Source organism: Streptomyces sp. NPDC024555, from assembly GCF_055559335.1.
Genome location: NZ_JBVHKV010000004.1, coordinates 264,598 through 284,156 on the forward strand (window position 1 = coordinate 264,598; position 19,559 = coordinate 284,156).

The 19,559-nt window shown below is 75.1% G+C and carries 17 protein-coding genes and 1 tRNA gene; 10 read left to right on the top strand and 8 right to left on the bottom strand.

All coding sequences use genetic code 11. The annotated features are described in order from the left end of the window. Positions 1-270: 270 nt before the first annotated feature. Positions 271-1,713: a HAMP domain-containing sensor histidine kinase gene (locus ACZ4FH_RS08800; protein ID WP_467303348.1), complete on the bottom strand. Its 1,443-nt coding sequence runs from the start codon at positions 1,711-1,713 to the stop codon at positions 271-273. Beyond that, entirely contained in the window at positions 1,710-2,417 is a 708-nt protein-coding gene (locus ACZ4FH_RS08805; RefSeq protein WP_467303349.1) for a response regulator transcription factor, read from the bottom strand. Before ACZ4FH_RS08805 ends, ACZ4FH_RS08800 begins: the two co-directional genes overlap by 4 nt. A 111-nt stretch (positions 2,418-2,528) precedes the next feature. On the opposite strand from ACZ4FH_RS08805, the gene ACZ4FH_RS08810 reads away from it, so the two are divergent. Next, positions 2,529-3,056, top strand: coding sequence for a hypothetical protein (locus ACZ4FH_RS08810; RefSeq protein WP_467303350.1), 528 nt, complete (start codon positions 2,529-2,531; stop codon positions 3,054-3,056). Positions 3,057-3,075: 19 nt separating this feature from the next. Here the strand turns inward: ACZ4FH_RS08810 and ACZ4FH_RS08815 are convergent, their stop codons facing one another. Next, complete coding sequence (locus ACZ4FH_RS08815) at positions 3,076-3,999, bottom strand: spermidine synthase (RefSeq protein WP_467303351.1); 924 nt, start codon at positions 3,997-3,999, stop codon at positions 3,076-3,078. A 62-nt stretch (positions 4,000-4,061) separates the two neighbouring features. Continuing rightward, positions 4,062-4,523: a hypothetical protein gene (locus tag ACZ4FH_RS08820; protein WP_467303352.1), complete on the bottom strand. Its 462-nt coding sequence runs from the start codon at positions 4,521-4,523 to the stop codon at positions 4,062-4,064. Positions 4,524-4,764: 241 nt separating this feature from the next. On the opposite strand from ACZ4FH_RS08820, the gene ACZ4FH_RS08825 reads away from it, so the two are divergent. Beyond that, positions 4,765-6,120: a tetratricopeptide repeat protein gene (locus ACZ4FH_RS08825; protein WP_467303353.1), complete on the top strand. Its 1,356-nt coding sequence runs from the start codon at positions 4,765-4,767 to the stop codon at positions 6,118-6,120. A gap of 14 nt (positions 6,121-6,134) precedes the next feature. Here ACZ4FH_RS08825 and ACZ4FH_RS08830 read toward each other — a convergent pair whose 3' ends face one another. After that, positions 6,135-6,731 (bottom strand): histidine phosphatase family protein, encoded by a 597-nt coding sequence (locus tag ACZ4FH_RS08830; RefSeq protein ID WP_467303354.1) that lies wholly within the window; start codon positions 6,729-6,731, stop codon positions 6,135-6,137. A gap of 302 nt (positions 6,732-7,033) precedes the next feature. On the opposite strand from ACZ4FH_RS08830, the gene ACZ4FH_RS08835 reads away from it, so the two are divergent. The 7 genes from ACZ4FH_RS08835 to ACZ4FH_RS08865 all read left to right on the top strand — a co-directional run bounded on the left by ACZ4FH_RS08835 (position 7,034) and on the right by ACZ4FH_RS08865 (position 13,809). Beyond that, positions 7,034-8,002, top strand: a complete 969-nt coding sequence (locus ACZ4FH_RS08835; RefSeq protein ID WP_467303355.1) for a phosphatase PAP2 family protein — start codon at positions 7,034-7,036, stop codon at positions 8,000-8,002. Further along, positions 7,944-9,074 carry a hypothetical protein gene (locus tag ACZ4FH_RS08840; protein WP_467303357.1) on the top strand — a complete coding sequence of 377 codons (1,131 nt, stop codon included), beginning with the start codon at positions 7,944-7,946 and terminating at the stop codon, positions 9,072-9,074. The genes ACZ4FH_RS08835 and ACZ4FH_RS08840 overlap by 59 nt, the downstream gene beginning before the upstream one ends. Further along, positions 9,065-10,672, top strand: coding sequence for a hypothetical protein (locus ACZ4FH_RS08845; protein ID WP_467303358.1), 1,608 nt, complete (start codon positions 9,065-9,067; stop codon positions 10,670-10,672). The genes ACZ4FH_RS08840 and ACZ4FH_RS08845 overlap by 10 nt, the downstream gene beginning before the upstream one ends. Next, a complete protein-coding gene (locus tag ACZ4FH_RS08850) occupies positions 10,669-12,003 on the top strand; it encodes an AAA family ATPase (RefSeq protein WP_467303360.1) in 1,335 nt (444 codons plus the stop codon). The genes ACZ4FH_RS08845 and ACZ4FH_RS08850 overlap by 4 nt, the downstream gene beginning before the upstream one ends. 498 nt (positions 12,004-12,501) lie before the next feature. Next, positions 12,502-12,843, top strand: a complete 342-nt coding sequence (locus tag ACZ4FH_RS08855) for a hypothetical protein (protein WP_383640531.1) — start codon at positions 12,502-12,504, stop codon at positions 12,841-12,843. Positions 12,844-13,022: 179 nt separating this feature from the next. Continuing rightward, the gene (locus ACZ4FH_RS08860; RefSeq protein WP_467303362.1) at positions 13,023-13,745 is read left to right on the top strand and encodes a bifunctional DNA primase/polymerase; all 723 of its coding nucleotides are present in this window, start codon (positions 13,023-13,025) and stop codon (positions 13,743-13,745) included. Beyond that, a tRNA-Lys gene (locus ACZ4FH_RS08865) sits at positions 13,736-13,809 on the top strand. The genes ACZ4FH_RS08860 and ACZ4FH_RS08865 overlap by 10 nt, the downstream gene beginning before the upstream one ends. A gap of 64 nt (positions 13,810-13,873) precedes the next feature. Here ACZ4FH_RS08865 and ACZ4FH_RS08870 read toward each other — a convergent pair. Then, complete coding sequence (locus tag ACZ4FH_RS08870) at positions 13,874-15,088, bottom strand: M6 family metalloprotease domain-containing protein (protein ID WP_467303363.1); 1,215 nt, start codon at positions 15,086-15,088, stop codon at positions 13,874-13,876. Positions 15,089-15,503: 415 nt separating this feature from the next. Between ACZ4FH_RS08870 and ACZ4FH_RS08875 the strand changes: the two genes are divergently transcribed. Then, entirely contained in the window at positions 15,504-17,375 is a 1,872-nt protein-coding gene (locus tag ACZ4FH_RS08875; RefSeq protein ID WP_467303364.1) for a putative bifunctional diguanylate cyclase/phosphodiesterase, read from the top strand. A gap of 37 nt (positions 17,376-17,412) precedes the next feature. Here the strand turns inward: ACZ4FH_RS08875 and ACZ4FH_RS08880 are convergent, their stop codons facing one another. Then, positions 17,413-18,510, bottom strand: a complete 1,098-nt coding sequence (locus tag ACZ4FH_RS08880) for an LLM class flavin-dependent oxidoreductase (protein ID WP_467303366.1) — start codon at positions 18,508-18,510, stop codon at positions 17,413-17,415. A gap of 117 nt (positions 18,511-18,627) precedes the next feature. Beyond that, positions 18,628-19,407, bottom strand: coding sequence for a maleate cis-trans isomerase family protein (locus ACZ4FH_RS08885; RefSeq protein WP_467303367.1), 780 nt, complete (start codon positions 19,405-19,407; stop codon positions 18,628-18,630). Positions 19,408-19,559: the final 152 nt, after the last annotated feature.

Consider the following 19,559-nt stretch of genomic DNA (forward strand, 5'->3'; position numbering starts at 1 on the left):
TCCGGCAAAGCTCCCCATTCGGGCGGCTGTTGGCGTTCTTAGGGTGGGCTTAAGGAACGCATCGGCACGGGTTAAGAACGGCGCCCGGACCCGGCACCGGGAGCGCGGCAGGAGGCGCGGGGGCCGGTCGGAGGCGGGGGCCGGTCAGAGACGGGGGCCGGTCAGAGGGCGGGGGGCGGGTCGGAGGCGGGGGGCGGGGCCGGTCGGAAGCGGGGGGGCGGGGCCGGTCGGAAGCAGGGGGGGCGGGGCCGGTCGGAAGCAGGGGCCGGGTCAGAGGCGGGGGCCCGCGCCGGAGCGCGGGCGGGGGCGCCGGCGCAGCACCCCGCGCCGCTGCCGTCCCACCCGGTGGCCGCGCCCGCGCCCCTGCGGGCCCTGCGGGCCGAGCCCGATCCAGATCCGGACCTCCGCGCCGCCCAGCACCGAGCGCCCGATCCGCACATCGCCGCCGGTGGACTCGGCGACCCGGCGCACGATGTCGAGGCCGAGCCCGGTGGAGCCGACCGCGCCCCGCGCTCCCCCGCCGCTGCCGCCGCGCGCCAGTGCCGCCTTCGGGTCGGCGATGCCGCGCCCGGCGTCCGAGACGAGCACGATCACGGCGTCCCCGCTGTGGTGGACGTCGACGGCGAAGGCGGTGCCCTCGGGGGTGTGGCGGAAGACGTTGCCGAGCAGGGCGTCGAGGGCGGCGGCCAGTTCGGGGCGGGCCACCGGGATGCGTACGGTCCGGTCCACCCCGGCCAGCCGCACCTCCCGGCCCTCGTCCTCGGCCAGCGCCGACCAGAACGCCATCCGCTCGCGGATCACCTCGGAGGCGTCGCAGCCCGCGCCCGGACCACCGGACTGCCCCTGGGTCTGGGGGCGTTGTTCGCGGGCGGTCCGGATGATGGTGTCGACCTCCCGCTCCAGCTGCTCGACGGCGGCCCGGGTCTGCTCGGCGGCCGGGCCCTCGCCGAGCGAGGCGGCGTTGAGGCGGAGCACGGTGAGCGGGGTGCGCAGCCGGTGCGAGAGGTCGGCGGCCAGTTCCCGCTCGTTGGCGAGGAGCTGGACGACCTGGTCGGCCATGGAGTTGAACGCGGTCGCGGCGGAGCGCAGTTCGGTGGGCCCCTCCTCCGGGACGCGGGTGCCGAGCCGCCCCTCCCCCAGGTCCTGGGCGGCGTCCGCCAGCCGCCGGGCCGGTTCCACCATGCGCACCCCGAGCCGGTCGGCCACCGCCACGGAGCCGACGACCAGCGCGATGCCGACGGCCGCGAGCATCAGCCAGGCGGTGGTGACCCCGGTGGAGACCTCGTCCTCGGGGACGAAGACCTCGACGACGACGGTGCCGCGCGCGCCCAGCGAGGTCGGCTGGAGCAGCGCGGAGCCGCCGGTCACCTCGGTGATGGCGGCCCGCCCCGACTTCCGTACGGTCTCCAGGTCCGCGCGGGTGGCGCGGCGGGTGCCGATCTCCACGGCGGCGCTCCCGGTCTCGCCGGAGGCGGGGACGTGGACGGCCATCCGGCCCTCGGCGCCCGGCTCGGTGGTGAGGACGGCCTTCTGCAGTTTGTCGCGGTCGGTGGTGATGGAGAGCGTGGGGCCGATCGTGGCGGCCTGCCGTTCGGCGTCGGAGAAGGCCCGGTCGCGGGCCATCTCCTTGACGACCAGGCCGAGCGGGACGGCGAAGGCCACCACGACCATCGCGGTGACGGCCAGGCAGACCTTGACCAGGGCCCATCTCATGCGGGCGGCTCCGGGGCGGCGGGCGGCTGGAGCTTCACGCCGACACCGCGCAGGGTGTGCAGATAGCGGGGCCGGGCCGCCGTCTCGCCCAGCTTCCGGCGCAGCCAGGAGAGGTGGACGTCGATGGTCTGGTCGTCCCCGTAGGACTGCTGCCAGACCTCGGCGAGCAGTTCCTTGCGGGCGACGACGACACCGGGCCGGCCCGCCAGGAAGGCGAGCAGGTCGAACTCGCGCCGGGTCAGGTCGAGTGCGGCGCCGTCGAGTTCGGCGCTGCGGCGCAGCGGGTCGATGGAGAGCCCGCCGACCTGGATGACGCGGGGCGGCGCGGTCCGTCCGCCGGTACCCCGGGAGCGGCGCAGCACGGCGGCCATCCGCGCGGACAGGTGCTCCACGGAGAACGGCTTGGTCAGATAGTCGTCGGCGCCGTCGTTGAGCAGCCGGACGATCTCGCTCTCGTCGTCGCGGGCGGTCGCGATGATGACGGGGACGTCGGTGATGCCGCGCAGCATCTTCAGCGCCTCGGCGCCGTCGAGGTCGGGCAGTCCGAGGTCGAGGATGACCACGTCGAACCGGAAGTGGGCGACCTCGCGCAGCGCTTCGAGCGCGGTGCCGACGCTGCGCACGGTGTGCGAGGCCTCGGTCAGGTGCCGGATGAGGGCGGAACGTACGAACTGGTCGTCCTCGACCACGAGCACACTGGGCATGGGCGGCACCGTACGCCATTCGGGTCCGTTCCGGACACGGTCCGGCCGGGGAGGGGGCGGGGAACGGGCGGGGAGGACACCGCCGGGACCTGTGGTGCAGGATGTGCCCCGATGCAACGAGGACTCGTACACACGCTCGCGTGGTCGCTCGCCACCGGCGCCGCGGTCACGCTGACGTGGTGGGGCGTGCACACCGTGATGGCGGGGACGGCGTACGACCCGCCGCGCGCGGTGCCGATCACGACGGACGACCGGGACGCGGCGACGACGCTGGCGTCCTCCACGCACCGCCCGCGCCCGACGCCCTCGCCCGCGCACACCGCTCCCGGGGCCACACCGACGCCGTCGGCGGCCCCGTCCCGGGCGCCCTCGCACACCCCGGCCGGCTCCCCGAAACCGGCGGCCGCCTCCTCGGGCACGGCGCGCAGTTACGCCACGGACGGCGGCCGGGTCGTCTTCGAGTTCCGCGCGGACGCGGCGACGCTGGTCTCCGCCACCCCGGACCAGGGCTGGTCGGTGCAGGTGTGGACCAACTCCACCTGGATCCGGGTGAACTTCGCCAAGGTCGACGGCACGACGGTGTCGGTCTACTGCACCTGGCACGACCATCCGCCGAAGGTCGACGTGGTGGCCTCCTGACCCCGCGGGGCCGGGCCGCTCAGTCGAAGGCGCCGGGGGGCGGGGCCGGGGAGGCCTTGGCCGCGGCGTCGTGGACGGGGCTCGCGCCGCCGGTGAAGCCGGTCAGCTCCGGGCCGTGGAGCACCCGTCCCGGATGCGGATCGGTCGCCACCCTGCGGGTCAGCTCGGCGGTCCGCGGCGCGGTGTCCGAGGCGAGCAGTACGGCGTTGCCGAAGCGCCGGCCGCGCAGGACGGCCGGGTCGGCGGCGAGGGCGAGTTCGGGGAAGAGGGCGGCCGCGGTGGCGATCTGGCCGCGCAGATGGGCGAGCGGCGGTCCGTCCGCGAGGTTGGCCGCGTAGCTCCCGCCGGGCTTCAGCACGCGGCGGACCTCGGTGAGGAATTCGGTGCTGGTGAGATGGGCGGGGGTGCGGGCGCCGCTGAAGACGTCGGCGATGACGAGGTCGGCCCAGCCGTCCTGGATCCTGCCGAGCCCGGCGCGGGCGTCGGTGGCGCGGACCCGGATCCTGGCCTGCGGGTCCAGCGGCAGTTCCCGGCGGACCAGGGCGACGAGCGCCTCGTCCACCTCGATGACCTGCTGGGTGGAGCGGGGCCGGGTGGCTGCGATGTAGCGGGCCAGGGTGAAGGCCCCGCCGCCCAGGTGCACCACGTGCAGCGGCTGTCCGGCGGGGGCCGCCAGATCCGCGATGTGGCCGATCCGGCGCTGGTAGGAGAAGGAGAGGTACGCCGGGTCGTCGAGGTCCACATGGGACTGCGGGGCGCCGTCGATCGTCAGCGTCCGGGCGCGCGGGCGCTCCCGGTCGGGCACGAGCGCGGCGAGCCCGCCGCCGACCGGTTCGGAGACGGTGCCGGCGGCGCCGGAGCCGCGCGCCGACCGGCGCCCGGTCCCCCGGTCCGCCCGCTGCCTGCGGTCGCCCGTACCGCCGGACGTTCCTCTGCGTGCCACTGCCCCTCGTCCCCGCTCCGTGCCGTTCCCCCCCATTATGGGCGGCACCCCGGGACGGACGCTCAGCGGCAGTTGTCGGCCGCCTCGATGAGCCGGGCGGCCTGGTCGAGCGCGGCCCTGAGCACGGCCGGGTCGGTGACGGGGGTGTTCTCGGCGGGCGGCAGCAGCCAGCCGCTTCCGGCGGCCGGGGGTTCGGCGGGGATGCGCAGCCCCCGGCCGTCGGTCCGGGTGCAGGCGCTGCCCGGCACGTCCCAGCCCTGGGCGGTGCCGGGCGGCACCAGGAAGCCGACCGTGGCGCAGGCGCCGTCGTGGATGACCGGGCCGACGGCCTCCTGGGCCGCGCCGCGGCGCAGGATGTCGACCGCCTCCAGGCCCTGCCGCGCGGGGACCGTGACCAGGTCGCAGGGTTCGGGGACCGGGGGCGCGCCGTCCCCGCCGGCGGGCACCTCGGTGCCACTCGTCGCGGTCGCGGCCGTCGTCGTCGCGGGCGTCCGCGCGCCGGTCGCCGTGCCGGGATGCAACAAGGGACCTCTCCTCTCATCGCCGGACGGAGCCGGACTCCGCCACCGCATGGACCAACGCGCGGACCGCGTCAAGGGCTACGGTGCAGCACCGCCGCAAAGGGTGGCAGTTCATGGCGGATCGTGGCCGAGATACCCGTTTTGTTGGGAAACGCTGCGTGTGTGCCTCGTCACGGCAGGTACGTTCTTGCCCGCCGGGAGACCCGGCAACCGGCTTCCGGCTCGCAGCAGAGAGGGCCCCGCCATGGTGTCGACAGGGGCAGTTCCCAACCTCGCCTTCCGGCGACTGCGCGGACAGCGGTCCGCCGGGGAGTTCGCTGCCGCGGTCCGCAGGTCCGCCCGCGAGATCGGCGAGCAGGTCGCGTGCGACGCCCGTTACATCGGGCGCGTGGAGTCCGGCGAGATCCGCTGCCCCAACTACGCGTACGAACGGGTCTTCCTCCACATGTTCCCCGGGGCGAGCCTCGCGGACCTCGGCTTCTCCCCGCGTGAATCGGTACGCGGCCGGGCGGCCAGGCCCGCGGCGGAATCCCCGCCGTCCCCGACTTCCCCGCTGCTCGTGCTCGGCAGCGACACCGACGAGGAGAGCGACGTGCTGCGTCGCGCATTCATGACGGGCGGCACCACGGTGGCCGCCTCCCTGGGCCTGGGCCTCGGCGGCCCCGCCGTCGCCCTGCCCCTGCAACGCCGGGTCGGCGAGGCGGAGGTGAACGCCGTCGAGAGGGCGGTGCGCCAGATCCGGCTGCTCGACGACCGGCACGGCGGCGACGGCCTCTACCGGCGCGCCTCGCACCCCCTGCGCACCGCCTACGCCCTGCTCGACTCCGGCGTCGCCGCCCGCCGCTCCACCGCGGACCGGCTGCACGCCGGCGCCGGCGAACTGGCGATCTCGGTGGGGTGGCTGGCCCATGACTCGGGCCGCTTCGCGGACGCCCGCTCGCACTACGCGGAGGCGCTGGCCACCGCGCGGGTGGCCGGGGACGCGGCGCTGGAGGCGCACGCCTTCTGCAACACCTCCTTCCTGGCCCGCGACACCGGCCGGCCGCGTGAGGCCGTCCGCGCGGCCGAGGCCGGGCAGCGCGCCGCCCGGCCGCTGGGCTCGCCCCGGCTGGAGGCGCTGCTCTCGCTGCGCGAGGCGGGCGGGCGGGCCGGGCTCGGGGACCGTACCGGCTGCGAACGGGCGCTCGGCCGGGCGCACACCGCGTTCGCCAGGGGCCCGGGGGCCTCGGACCCGGAGTGGATGACGTTCTTCCGCGAGGCGGAGCTGGAGATGCTGGAGGCGCAGTGCTGGTCGGCGCTGGGCGAGTGGGCGCGGGCCGCCCGGCACGCCCGCCGGGCCACCCGGCTCCAGGACCCGCACTTCACCCGGAACCTGGCCCTCTACCGCACGGAACTGACCATGGACCTGGCCCGCGCCGGTCTCACCGAGGAGGCCGCCGCGACCGGGCACCGGGTGCTGGACCTGCTCGACCAGGTCCAGTCCTCGCGGATCCGCACGATGCTGGCGAACGCGGCGTCGGTGCTGCGGCCCCGGGTCCGCGGCTCGGTGGACGTCAAGGACTTCCTCGACCGCCACGCGACGGCACGGGCCTCCGTGTAGCGGGGCGTCGCGCCCTACCGCTCCAGGTGCCCGGTGTCGTTCCAGCGCTCGATCGCCGGGGCGTCGTACGCCCAGCCCAGGACGGAGAGCGAGGTCGGGTCCAGCCGGATGCGGGCCGCGAAGGAGGCGTGCTCGCCCAGCCAGCGCGCGCCCAGCACCCGCAGGATGTGGCCGTGGCCGAAGACCAGGACGTCGCGGTCGGCCGAGCGCGCCCACTCCACGACCTCGTCGGCACGGGCCGAGACCTCGTCCAGCGTCTCCCCGTCCGGCACTCCGTCGCGCCAGATGAACCAGTCGGGCCGGATCGCCTTGATCTCGGCCGGCGTCATCCCCTCGTAGGCGCCGTAGTCCCACTCCAGCAGCGCGTCCCACGGTTCGGCCCGCCCGCCGAAGCCCGCGAGGGCGCAGGTCTCCGAGGCCCGTACGAGCGGGCTGGTGCGGACCTCCAGACCGGGCAGATCCGCCCACGGTCCGCTGTGAAGTCGCTCACCGAGCAGCTTGGCCCCCTCGCGCCCCGAGTCGAGCAGCGGAATGTCCGTCCTGCCGGTGTGATTGCCGCGGACGGACCATTCCGTCCGACCGTGCCGGGCCAGCAGGATGCGCGGTGCCATGTGACGGTTCTCCCTGGAAAACTGAGACCTGAGGTGCGGAGATCTGAGATCTTGGACTTCGACGGGGACGGATCCGTCCGGGATGGAACGGGCGGAGCGGGGGAACGGAACGTCCGGATTTCCATCATCGCGCACCTGTGCGCGAGGCAACCCGCAGGGCCGTCACGACGTCCCTGTGACCACAGACAGAATGAGCAGCTGTGGGGTGCCCGCCGGCACCCCCGGGGGAATCGCGGCCGACGTGCACCGTACGGTTGAACGCCCGTCGTCGGCCGCATGAACACATGATGGAGAGCTTCCGGATGCCGCTTGCCACCACCGCGCCCGAGCAGCGCCCCAGGCCCCGCTGGTGGACCGAGCTTCCGCTCCTGGCCCTGGTGTACGCGTGCTACTCGGGCGGCCGGCTCCTGGTCCGCGGCGACGTGTCCACGGCCGTCGACCACGGCCTGCGGATCCTGGACCTGGAGAAGGCCCTCTACCTCAACGCCGAGCATCCGCTCAACCGGCTCTTCACCGCCCACGCCTCCATAGGCATACCGGCGGACTTCGCCTATGCCTCCCTGCACTACGTGGTCACCCCGGCCGTGCTCATCTGGCTGTTCCGGCGCCACTCCGACGTCTACCGCCGGGCCCGCACCTGGCTCATGACCTCCACGATGCTCGGTCTGATCGGCTTCACGCTGATGCCGACCTGCCCGCCGCGGCTGCTGGACGCCACGCACGGCTTCGTCGACACGATGGCCCAGTACAGCTCGTACGGCTGGTGGGGCACCGAGGCCAGCGCCCCGCGCGGCATGGGGGGCATGACCAACCAGTACGCGGCGATGCCGAGTCTGCACGTGGGCTGGGCGCTGTGGTGCGGCATCCTGCTCTGGCGCCACGCCAAGCACCCGCTGCTGCGGGCCGCGGGGATCGCCTACCCGCTGATCACCGTGTTCGTCGTGATGGGCACCGCCAACCACTACTTCCTCGACGCCGTCGCCGGTGCCGCCGTGATGGGGGTCGGGGCGCTGCTGGCCCGGCCCGTCATGCGTCTGGCCGACCGGGTCAAGGCGGCGGTGGGAGCGCGCTTCGCCCGGGTGTCCGCGCCGGTGGGCGCCCCGGATGTCAGTGCCGGATGCAAGACTTCCGCGGGTGAGCGAATTCCCGGCCAGCGGACCTCCTCCGCAGACCCCGCCGACACCGCAGCAACCGGCCCGGCTGCCCCGGCCGATGTCACCGCCGGAGCCGGACGGGCCACCGGCGGCGACCCTGCGGCGGCGGCTCGCTGAGCTGAGGGGACCGGCGGTCGCGCCGCGTCCGCTGGACGCCCGCGCGCTGGCCGCCCTGGCCGCCAATCCCGGCTGCAGACGGCGCGCCCTGCTGGACGGGGCGGGGGTCGACAAGGGCGCCCTCGCCACCGCCCTCGGCTCCCCGGCCCCCTTCGGCCAGTCCCAGTTCGCCTTCATGCGGGGCAACGCCTTCGAGGCCCGCGTCAAGGCCGACGGGGGTACGGAGCTGATGCGGCTGCTGCACGACCGCTTCGGGGTGCCCGGCGAGCCGCCCCGGGACGTGGCGGTGCCCGATCTGGCGGCGGCCGGGCCCGAGGGGCGCGCGGCCCGCACCGCGCTGGCCCTGCGCGAGGCGACCGGCTCCGGCGGCTGGACGCTGCTCGACCACCCGATGCTGGCCCTGGAGGTGGCGGGCTCCCCCGCCTATCTGGAGCCGGACGCGGTGGTGGTCCACCCCGACGGCACCTGGACGGTCGTCGAGATCAAGTCCTTCCCCATGATCGACGGCTCCGCCGACGCCGCGAAGGTCGGCGCCGCCGCCCGCCAGTCCGCCGTCTACGTCCTGGCGCTGGAGCGGGTCGCGGACGCGACCGACGGGGCGTCGGTGGACCACCGGGTGCTGCTGGTCTGTCCCAAGGACTTCTCCAATCTGCCCACCGCCTCCGTCGTCGACGTCCGCAAGCAGCGCGCGGTCACCCGCCGCCAGCTGACCCGGCTCACCCGGATCGAGGAGATCGCCGACGCCCTCCCCGAGGGCACCACCTTCGACCCCGCGTCCTCGCCCCAGGAGCTGTGCACCGCCGTCGACGCGGTCGCGGCGGCCTATGCGCCGGAGTGCCTGGCCGCCTGCGAGCTGGCCTTCCACTGCCGGTCCCGGGCCCGGGACGCGGGAGCGGTCGAGGCGCTGGGGCGCGGGATCCGCGGTGAGCTGGGCGGACTGACCACGGTCGGCGGGGTGCTGGCCGCCGCCGCGGGCAAGGAGGGCGATCCGGCGGACCCGACGGTCGCCGCGCTGCGCCGGGCGGCGGCGCTGCGCGCCGAGGCGCTGGAGGGCGGTGCGGCATGTCGCTGATCACCACCCTGGCCCGGCTGGAGGCCGTGGAGAGCGGGCGCGCACAGCCGACGGCCACGGTCCGCCACCGGCATCTGGTGGAGCGGCCGCTGGTGCTGGTGCCGCTGACCACGGCGGGCGAGGCGGGCGCGCCGCTGGGCGCGCTGGTGGGCACGGACCGGGACGCGCCCCGGCTGCTGACGGTGGCCCAGCCGCGCGACCGGGATCTGCGCTTCTCCTTCCTGGCCGAGCTGGCCGAGGCGGTCCTGCCGGCCGTCGAGGCGTACGCGGACGAGGTCGAGCCCGTCGAGCGGAACGAGACGGATCCCGCGACGGGCAAGCGGACGAAGGTCGAGGCGGAGCTGTGCCTGGACGCGGCGCAGCTGATCGTGCCGAGCCGGGCGGGCATCGAGTTCGTCCGGCTGCTGGGCCGCTCGATGCGGTTCCGGCGCACCGCCGAGGACGATCCGGACACCCCGTATCCGGCGCCCGTCCGGGTGCCGCTGCTGGGCCGCTGGCTGACGCACTACGGGGAGCGGGCCCGGGTGCCGGGCTCCTCGCTGCTGCTGGCCGCCACGGACCTGCTGAACCGGCACTGGGCGAGCGGCCAGTCCTCGCTGGAGGACCAGCATCTGGGCGCCCTGCTGGCCTGGATCGATCCGCCGGCGGGCGAGTCGGGGGCCGAGGCCGCGTTCCGCGCCGAGCTGGCCAGGGACGCCGGGGGCCAGTTGCTCTGCCCGCCGGCCGGTCCGGCCACCGATCCGGACTTCGACAACCGGCTGCTGGCCCCGGCGATCGAGCGGTTCGACCGGACGCGCACGGCGCTGGCCTCGGCCGAGGACGGTCTGGCGGCCGATGCCCGGCTGGCGGAGCTGACGGCGGCCGAGCGGGAGATCCGGGGGCTGCTGGCCGGGGTGATGCGGCCGACCTGGGACGCGGTGTGGCACGCCCTGGACCTGCTGCGGGAGCTGCCGGAGGGGGCCGGGGCGGAGGACCGCTGGACGCGTGACCGCTGGTCGTTCACCAGCCACCGCGACCGGGTGCGGGCCGGTGAGCCGCCGCAGCCGCGCCGGGACGACGCGGTCACGGCCGCCCGCAAGCTGGCCGCGCGCGAGACGGCGCAGGCCCAGCTGGAGGCCCAGGAGGCGCTGGACGATCCGCTGGTGCTGGCCGGCCGGCGGCTGGCGGGCGAGGCGTTCCTCGGCGAGGTGGCCGCGGTGGAGATGGCGTACAGCGAGTCCAAGCGGCCCTCGCCGCGCCCGCTGGTGACCGTGCGCACCGACGAGCGGCCGCAGCTGGGCGAGCGCGTGAAGGTCTACCGCACGCTGGACGGCAAGCCGCAGACGGCGGAGTTCGCGGGATACGGCCCGGCGGACGGCGAGGACGGCGCGCCCGCGCTGGTGCTGCGGATCCTGGACCGGATGGGCCGGGGCAGGGAGCCGGCGCCGGGGTCCGTCCCCGGGCCGGGTGAGCGCATCGCCTGGACCCTGTTCGAGCACGACCAGCGCGGCGGGCCGCAGCTGCCGGACGCGGAGGAGACGCCGTGGACCCACGGCGGCCCGCCGGGCGGCGACACCGCCGAGCGCCCCGACCCCGTGACCCCGGAGGACCTGCTGTGACGGCCGTATTCGACCCGGGCGCGGCGGCGGACCTGGCCACCGCCCGGATCCTGGAGGACACGCTGCACGGGACCGCCCGGGGCATCGTGGTGGACTCCCCGCCGGGGGCCGGCAAGTCGACGCTGGTGGTGCGGGCCGCGCGGGAGCTGGCCGCGGCCGGCCGGCCGCTGATGGTGGTGGCGCAGACCAACGCGCAGGTCGACGACCTGGTGGTGCGGCTGGCGGAGAAGGACCCGGGGCTGCCGGTGGGCCGGCTGCACAGCAATGACTCCGACCCGTACGACAAGGTGCTGGACGGCCTGGACAACGTACGCAAGTCGGCGAAGGCGGCGGATCTGGCGGGGCTCGACGTCGTCATCTCGACGGCGGCGAAGTGGGCCCATGTGAAGAACGTGGAGCCGTGGGGGCACGCGATCGTCGACGAGGCGTACCAGATGCGTTCGGACGCGCTGCTGGCCGTGGCCGGGCTCTTCGAGCGGGCGCTGTTCGTCGGTGATCCGGGCCAGCTGGACCCGTTCTCGATCGTGGGCGCGGACCAGTGGGCGGGGCTGAGCTACGACCCCTCGGCCAGTGCGGTGAGCACGCTGCTCGCGCACAATCCGGAGCTTCCGCAGCACCGGCTCCCGGTGTCCTGGCGGCTGCCGGCCTCGGCCGCGCCGCTGGTGTCGGACGCCTTCTACCCGTACACCCCGTTCCGCAGCGGTACGGACCACGGGGACCGGCGGCTGTCGTTCGGGGTGGCGTCGGACGGGTCGGCGGCGGACCGGGTGCTGGACGAGGCGGCGGAGTCGGGCTGGGGGCTGCTGGAGCTGCCGGCCCGGCACACCCCGCGCACCGATCCGGAGGCGGTCCGGGCGGTGGCCGGGGTGGTGCGCCGGCTGCTCGACCGGGGCGGGGCCGCGGTCAGCGAGCGCTCCGAGGTGCCCGCGCCGGTGACGGCGGACCGGGTGGCGGTCGGCACGGCCCACCGGGACCAGGCGGCGGCGGTGCGCGCGGCCCTCGCCGAGTTGGGGGTGTCCGGCGTCGCGGTGGACACGGCCAACCGGCTCCAGGGCCGCGAGTTCGATGTGACGGTGGTCCTCCATCCGCTGTCCGGGCGCCCGGACGCCACCGCTTTCCATCTGGAGACGGGCCGGCTGTGCGTGCTGGCGTCCCGGCACCGGCACGCGTGCATCGTGGTGTGCCGGGAGGGCGTGGCGGAGCTGCTGGACGAGCATCCGTCCACGGAGCCGGTGCAGCTGGGGGTCACGGTCAAGTTCCCGGACGGCTGGGAGGCGAATCACGCGGTGCTGGCGCATCTCGCGGAACACCGGGTGGTCTGGCGACCGTGACCACCGCACCGGCCACCTGCCCGCCCGGCGCCGATCCCGTCGCCGCCCCACCGCCGGACGGAGTCCGGCACGCCGCCAGAGGCGGCCGACGGCTGCAGCCCCGGACGGCTGGGAGGCGAATCACGCAGTGCTGGCGCACCTGGCGGAACACCGGGTGGTCTGGCGACCGTGACCACCGCACCGGCCCCCTGCCCGTCCCGCGCCGATCCCGTCGCCGCCCCACCGCCGGACGGAGTCCGGCACGCCGCCGGAGGCGGCCGACGGCTGCAGCCCCGGACGGCTGGGAGGCGAATCACGCGGTGCTGGCCCATCTCGCGGAACACCGCGTGGTCTGGCGACCGTGACCACCGCACCGGCCCCCTGCCCGTCCGGCGGAACACCGGGGGCGGGCGGGGTGTTGAGTGCGGGGGCGCGGGCGGCCGTGAGCACGCCGGGCGCCCTTGCGCCCGCCCGGACAATGGAGGGTGGCCGCCCGGCCACCGGAGGAGGACGACACCCATGGCACAACCCGAGCGGAACGAGCAGCAGAGGCTGCGCCCCGCACCGCTGCTCTTCGAGCCGTCGGCGGCGGTCGCCGATCCGGAGCACTTCTTCGACCTGGAGTCGATGGAGGACCCGAAGGAGCTGCTCGGCCGGGCCACCGAGCTGACGCTGGCCTTCCGCGCGGCGACGGACCGGGCCGTGGAGTTCCAGGCGATCGCGGCGGCCCAGCTGGCCGATCCGCGCCGTTTCGACCGGCTGTCGACGGCGGACATCGCGCGGCGGGCGGAGTGGACCGAGGACTACGCGGTGAAGATGGTGGAGTTCGGCCGCAGCCTGCTGAACGAACGCCGGCCCTGACGCGGGGGCGCGGGGGGCTCCGGACCGGTCCGCCGACCGGCCGTTCCGATGACTCCGGGTAGTCCCGTCGACCCGCCTGGCATATGCCAGCCGCGCAAGATACCCCCTGGCACCCCGCCCTGTCCCGATTTCCGGCAACTCTCGGAATCCGCTTGATCACTCCGGGTAGACCTGTGCACATGACCGCATGGCTGCCTGACGAAACGACCCTGCATCACGGCGACGGCCCCCGCACCCCCGCCGGGGGCGGCGGCGAGGACATCTTCGCCCTCCTGCGCGAGCAGGCCGGGAACCGGACCGCCCAGGTGACCGCGGCCGGTGCCGCCTGGCTGGCCGGGGCCACCGCGTATCCGCGCAGCACCCTGGCCCAGTGGGAGTCGCACCCCTCGGCCCCCGGCGTCCTGCCGTGCGGCTCCGCCTTCGACGTGGTGAACGTGCCGACGCTCTTCGGGCGGCGGATGCTGGAGCATCTGTGGGCGGACGGTCCGGGCTCGGGTCCGGTCGCCTCGCACCGGGGCCGGATGCTGCTCTTCGCCAGCCCCGGCACGGCCCAGCGGCTGCCCTCGCTGCTCGACTGGGAGGAGTGGGGCGGCGGCCCGTCCGGGCCCTCCGGGCGGACGGCGGCGGCCCCCGGGGACACCGCCCCGCGGGTGCCTCCGCTGCTCTGCCACGGCGCCGGGGACGCGGTGACGGTCCCGCCCCTGACCTGCGGTCCCGGGTACACCGGACCCCGCTGGCTGGTCGCCCCGGACACCCGCAGCCCTTGGCTCCCGGGGCCGGACGCGCTGCTCTGGGCCTGTGTCCGGGTGGCCCGCGCGGTGCCCGCTCCGCCCCCTCGTATTTCGATTTTTCCTCCCGCCGATCAGGGTGCTAAGGTCTACGACGTCAGCAGGCGCCGCTAGCTCAGTTGGTTAGAGCAGCTGACTCTTAATCAGCGGGTCCGGGGTTCGAGTCCCTGGCGGCGCACCGACGGAAGAAGCCCCTCGCGGAAGCGGGGGGCTTCTTCGTTGTCCGGACCTCCTCCGCGGCCTCAGGTGCCGGTGGTGATCCGTACGGTCCACGCGCCCGACGGCGTCCGGTCGGCCACCTCGACCGTGGCGTGCCCGCCGGGCACCGAGTAGGTCTCGCCGACCCGGAGCGGGGCGTCGGCGAGCGGCGGGTAGACGGAGCGGTCCCAGCAGGCGTCGGTGCCGGGGTGGGTGTCGAGGACGTCGACGGGGCCGCCGCCCGAGGGGGTCTCGTTCCGGATCCGGTAGAGGAGCACGCCTTCGGAGCAGGTGGTGCCGTCGTTGCCGGTGGCGCTGCGGGCCTCGATGCCGACGGCGCTGCCCTCGCCGGTCCGGATGACGGCGAGCCGGGTGCCCATGGAGGCGCCGCGGACGGGCACGGAGGACATCGGTTCCAGGGTGAGCACCCGGCTGCTCTGGACGCAGACCACCTGCCGGTCGTCGAGCCAGCCCAGCTTCCACTTGTGCCAGCCGAAGAGGTCGGGGGCGAGGCCGAACTGGCTGCCCATGACGTCCCAGTCGCCGACGTAGGTGTCCCAGTCGCCCTTGCCGTCCGCGGGGCGGTGGTAGAGGTCGGGCAGGTCGAAGACGTGGCCGGTCTCGTGGGCGAGGACGTTGTGGTCCGGCGGGTGGTGTTCGAAAACGGTGACCACGCGCCGGATGTCCTTGCCGTCGGCGCGCAGCGGCCGGTCGAAGTTGACGACCTTGGTGGCGTCGGAGTCGACGCCGGGGGCGTCCGGGTCCGCGACGAGGTAGACGATGTCGTACCGGGAGAAGTCGACCCGCGGGTCGGCGGCGTCGATCGCGTCGCGGAGGTAGGCGCTGCGCCGGTCGTCGGCCCAGTCGCGCTGTATGCCGTACGCGGACGAAGGCCGGGGCATCCGGATCCACCGGCGCTCGGGGTGCGGGCGCAGGGTGAACTTCCCGTACGAGGCGCGCTGGAAGAAGCGGGTGGTGGCCGGGAAGTAGTCGGCGGCCAGTTCGGCGGGGGTGGTGAGGGGGCGGGAGTCGGGGAACGAGAGGAAGACCATCACCGCGTCGAGGGCGCGGTCGGGGCGCGGGTAGGCGCCGTTCCAGTCGTCCAGGCCGAGGGAGTGGTGGGCGTCGGTGCGGGGCAGGGCGCAGGGTTCGGCGGTGCCGGTGGCGGCGGAGGCGGGGCCGGCCACGAGCGAGGTGGCGGCGACCGCGAGGAGGGAGATCAGTCCGGCGGCGAGCGCGCGCGGGGTGGGTCTCTCCACCCTTCGGGGCCCGTACTGACGCGGCACATCTACCTCCGGTGCGGGTGCGGACTCCAGCGGCCTGGTCACCACCTTGGGGCGGTTCGAGAGGTACGTCCTGTTGGGCTGCCCCACTCGGGTCAGCCACCGGAGCACCCACCATGCTCACGTACAGTCACAATCGATCACCGGAGCAACGCGGAAGAACAGAGCCGCGCAGAAAGAGTCAGTCGCGGACAAAGCGGATGGGTGCCGTCCTGGGCCGTGCGCGGGGGAAGCGGCCCCGGACCGTCGGGGCGCTGGAACGGCCGAGGCACCAGCCTCTATGCTTCACCTCGCTTTCCCGCGCGGTCCGCGCCCCTGACAACGGCGTTCCACGCGGCGGGCCGGTCCGGCCGGAGGCGTCCGGGACAGAACTGCACGGCGGGAGCGAACGGTGAGCGGAACCTCCGAGGGGCCCAGGCCCCCGGCAGGCACGACCCCCTCGTCCCCACCCCATACGGTCACGGAACGTGACGAGGCGTGGCGGTGTGCCGGTCCGGCCGCCGAGGCGCACGACTACCGGGCGGCCTTCCGGGCCGCGACGCTCCCGATGGCCGTGGTGGACCACGAGGGACTGATCGTCACCGCCAACGAGGCGCTGGGCGCGCTGGCCGGGACCGGTGCGGCGGCCCTGACCGCGCAGTCGGCCTCGGACCTGGTCGACCTCGGCGCGGACGGCCGCACCTGGCACGCGTACCGCGAGGTGCTGCACGGCCGCCGCTCCCGCTTCCGCTGCACCCGCCGCCTCAAGCACCCCGACGGACGTTCCCTGTGGGCGGAGATCACCGTCGTGCCGATGGCCGCTCCCCCGGACCGGGCGGACGCGGCGGCGGGCCCCGGCCAGGTCCTGATGTCCGTGGCCGACGTCAGCGACCGTCGCGAACTGCGCAAACGATTGCGCCACCTCCAGATGCACGACCCGGTGACCCGGCTGCCCAACCGGACGCTGTTCTTCGAACGGCTCTCGGCGGTCCTGGGGCCGGGTCCGTACCGGGACGACACCGGCCGGATCGGGCTCTGCTACCTCGATCTGGACGGCTTCAAGGCGGTCAACGACACCCTGGGCCACCGCACCGGCGACCGGCTGCTGGCCGCCGTGGCCGCCCGGCTCACCGACTGCGCCGCCCGGGGCGGGGAGCACGCGCTCGGTCCGCATCTGGTGGCCCGGCTGGGCGGCGACGAGTTCGCCGTCCTGGTCGAGGAGTCGACCGGCACCCGGCAGTTGACCGAACTGGCGCGCACCCTGCTCGGCGCCCTCCAGCAGCCCTTCGACCTGGCCGGCCAGCGGCTCGCGGTCTCCGCCTCGATCGGTGTGGTGGAGCGTCCGGTGACGGGCACCTCGGCCACCGGGCTGATGCAGGCCGCCGACACCACGCTCTACTGGGCGAAGGCCGACGGCAAGGCGCGCTGGACCCTGTTCGACCCCGAGCGCAACGCCCACCGCATGACCCGCCAGGCGCTCTCCTCCACGCTCCGCCCCGCCGTGGAGCGCGGGGAGTTCACCGTGGAGTACCAGCCGCTGGTCGGGATGGCCGACGGGGTGGTGCGCGGGGTGGAGGCGCTGGTGCGCTGGAACCACCCGCAGTTCGGTCTGCTCGCGCCGAATCGGTTCGTCGCGATCGCCGAGGAGGACGGTTCGATCGTGCAGCTGGGGCGGTGGGTGCTGCGCGCGGCCTGCCGGCAGGCCAGGGCCTGGCAGCTCGCCCACCCGGACGAGCCGCCGCTCTTCATCAGCGTCAATGTCGCCGTACGCCAGGTCTGGGACTCCGACCTGGTCACCGATGTGGCGGAGATCCTCGCCGAGACCGGTCTGGACCCCTCGCTGCTCCAGCTGGAGCTGACCGAGTCGGCGGTGATGGGCTCGGCGGGCCGGCCGCTGCGGGCCCTCCAGTCCCTCAGCGACATGGGCGTGCGGATCGCCATCGACGACTTCGGCACCGGCTACTCCAACCTCGCCTATCTGAGCCGGCTGCCGGTCTCCGCGCTGAAGCTGGACGGCGCCTTCGTGCGGGGCTTCCGCTACGAGGACGGCACGCATCCCACCCCCGCCGACGAGACGATCGTGGAGGCGATGGTGCAGCTGGCCCACCGCCTCGGCCTCACCGTCACCGCGGAGTGCGTGGAGACGGCGGGCCAGGCGGAGCGGCTGCGCCGGATCGGCTGCGACACCGGTCAGGGCTGGCTGTACTCCCGCGCGGTCGCCCCGGAGCGCATCACGGAACTGATCGGCGCGCGGGCCGTGACCCGGGCCCCGGGCAGCCCGTGAGCGGCCCCGGCCCCGGGGCGTCCGCGGACTCCGGCGCTCAGGCCCCGGGCATCCCGTAGGCGTCCGCGATCAGGCCGTAGCTGCGGAGCCGGGCCTCGCCGCCGTGCGCGTTGGCGGTGATCATCAGCTCGTCGGCGCCGGTCCGCTTGACCAGGTCGTCGAGGCCGGTGCGGACCTCGTCCGGGGTGCCGTGGACGATGTTGACGAGCCAGCTGTCGACGAACTCGCGCTCCATCGGGGAGAAGGCGTACGCCTCCGCCTCCTCGGGCGTCGGGACCAGGCCGGGCCGCCCTGAGCGCAGCCGGAGCATCGACAGGGCGCCGGTCAGCACCTCGCGGCGGGCCTCCGCCTCGTCCTCGGCGGCCAGCGCGGCGACCCCGATCAGGGCGTACGGCTCGTCCAGGACCGCCGAGGGCTTGAAGGACTCGCGGTACAGCTCCAGGGCGGGCACGGTGTTCTGCGCCGAGAAGTGGTGGGCGAAGGCGAAGGGCAGCCCGAGCAGTCCGGCCAGCCGGGCGCTGAAGCCGGAGGAGCCGAGCAGCCAGAGCGGCGGGCGGGACGGCGACTGGACGCCGCCGTCACCGGTGGCCTGGACCGGGCCGGGGACGGCGTGGATCCGGGCGTAGGGGTGGCCGTCGGGGAAGTCGTCGTCGAGGAACCGGGTCAGCTCCATGAGCTGCTGCGGGAAGTCGTCCGCGCCCTCGTTCAGCCGGTCGGTGCGGCGCAGGGCGGCGGCCGTGGCGCCGTCGGTGCCGGGCGCGCGGCCCAGGCCGAGGTCGATGCGGCCGGGGGCCATGGCCTCCAGCGTGCCGAACTGCTCGGCGATGACGAGCGGGGCGTGGTTGGGCAGCATGACGCCGCCGGAGCCGAGCCGGATGCGCTCGGTGCGGGCGGCGGTGTGGGCGAGGATCACGGCCGGCGAGGAGGAGGCGACCCCGGGCATGGAGTGGTGCTCGGCGACCCAGTAGCGGTGGTAGCCGCGGGACTCGGCGAGCCGGGCGATCTCCACGCCGGTGCGCAGGGCCTGGCTCGCGGTGCGGCCCTTCCCGACCGTCACCAGGTCCAGTACGGACAGGGGTACGGGCGCCGTCCCCCGCGCCTCGCCACGGATCTCGTCGCCTCGGGTCTCGTCCACGTCCTGGCCTCTCCGGTGGTGCTCGCGTCGTTGCTTCCGGTCCGGAGAACGCCAACAGGAGGATGACTCCGTTTATTCCTGGCCCCTTATTCCTGGCCCCGGCCGCGCCGTTCCGGGTCAGGGCCGCCGGGTGTGCGCGTACGCCCGCCGCCGGGTGGGGGTCACGGGCGCCGGGGCGGCCTCGCGGCCCGCGAACAGGGCGCCGAGCCGGGGCGCCCAGGCGGGGCGGTCGGCCAGCCGCAGGGCCTCCCGGGCCGCGACCTGGTTGGCCGTGAGGACCGGTTTGCCCAGGGCCTCCTCCAGCGCGGGGAGCGAGCCGACGGTGTGCAGGGCGGTGTCCGGCAGCAGGACCGCTTCGGCCTCCGGCCGGTCCGCCGCCGCGGCCAGCTCCGCCACCCGCTCCGGGCCCCACTCCGCGACCTCGGCGGCGGACGCCGCGCCCGCCGCGTGCGTGGCGACCACCTCCACACCCGCCTCGCCGAGGAACGCGGTGAAGCCCGCGGCGATCTCCTCGGGGTAGGTGGCGGCGACCGCGACCCGGGCGACGCCCAGTTTCCGTACGGCGTGGACGAAGCCGATCGAGGTGCTGGAGGCGGGGACGCCCGCCGCGCGGGCGACGGCCATCACCTGGTCGTGGGCGCCCTGCCGCCCGTACAGGAAGCTGCCCGCGTCGCACGCCCAGACGACGGACTGCACCCCGGAGCGCTGGAGCTCCTCGATCCCGGGGAGGAGCAGCCCGGTGGCGCCCAGGGCGCGCAGGGCGTCCTCGCGGTAGGCGTCGTCGGGGCACCCGGTGCGGTGGACGACGAGTCTGATGGTGCTGTCGAGGAGGATCTCCAGGCGCGGGAAGTCGTCCTGCGCACCCTGGCCCGGGTAGAGGAATCCGACGGTCGTCATGTCCACCCTTCCTGTCCGGTGCGGCACGGTCCGGACGAGACGGGGCGGACCGCGGCATTCCGGCCGCGTTCCCCGCCTCGGTTCCAGTATTCCTCGCATCCGGTGCGGGGACGCGCCGGATGAGGTCGCGGCCGGTTGACGGGCCGGGGGGC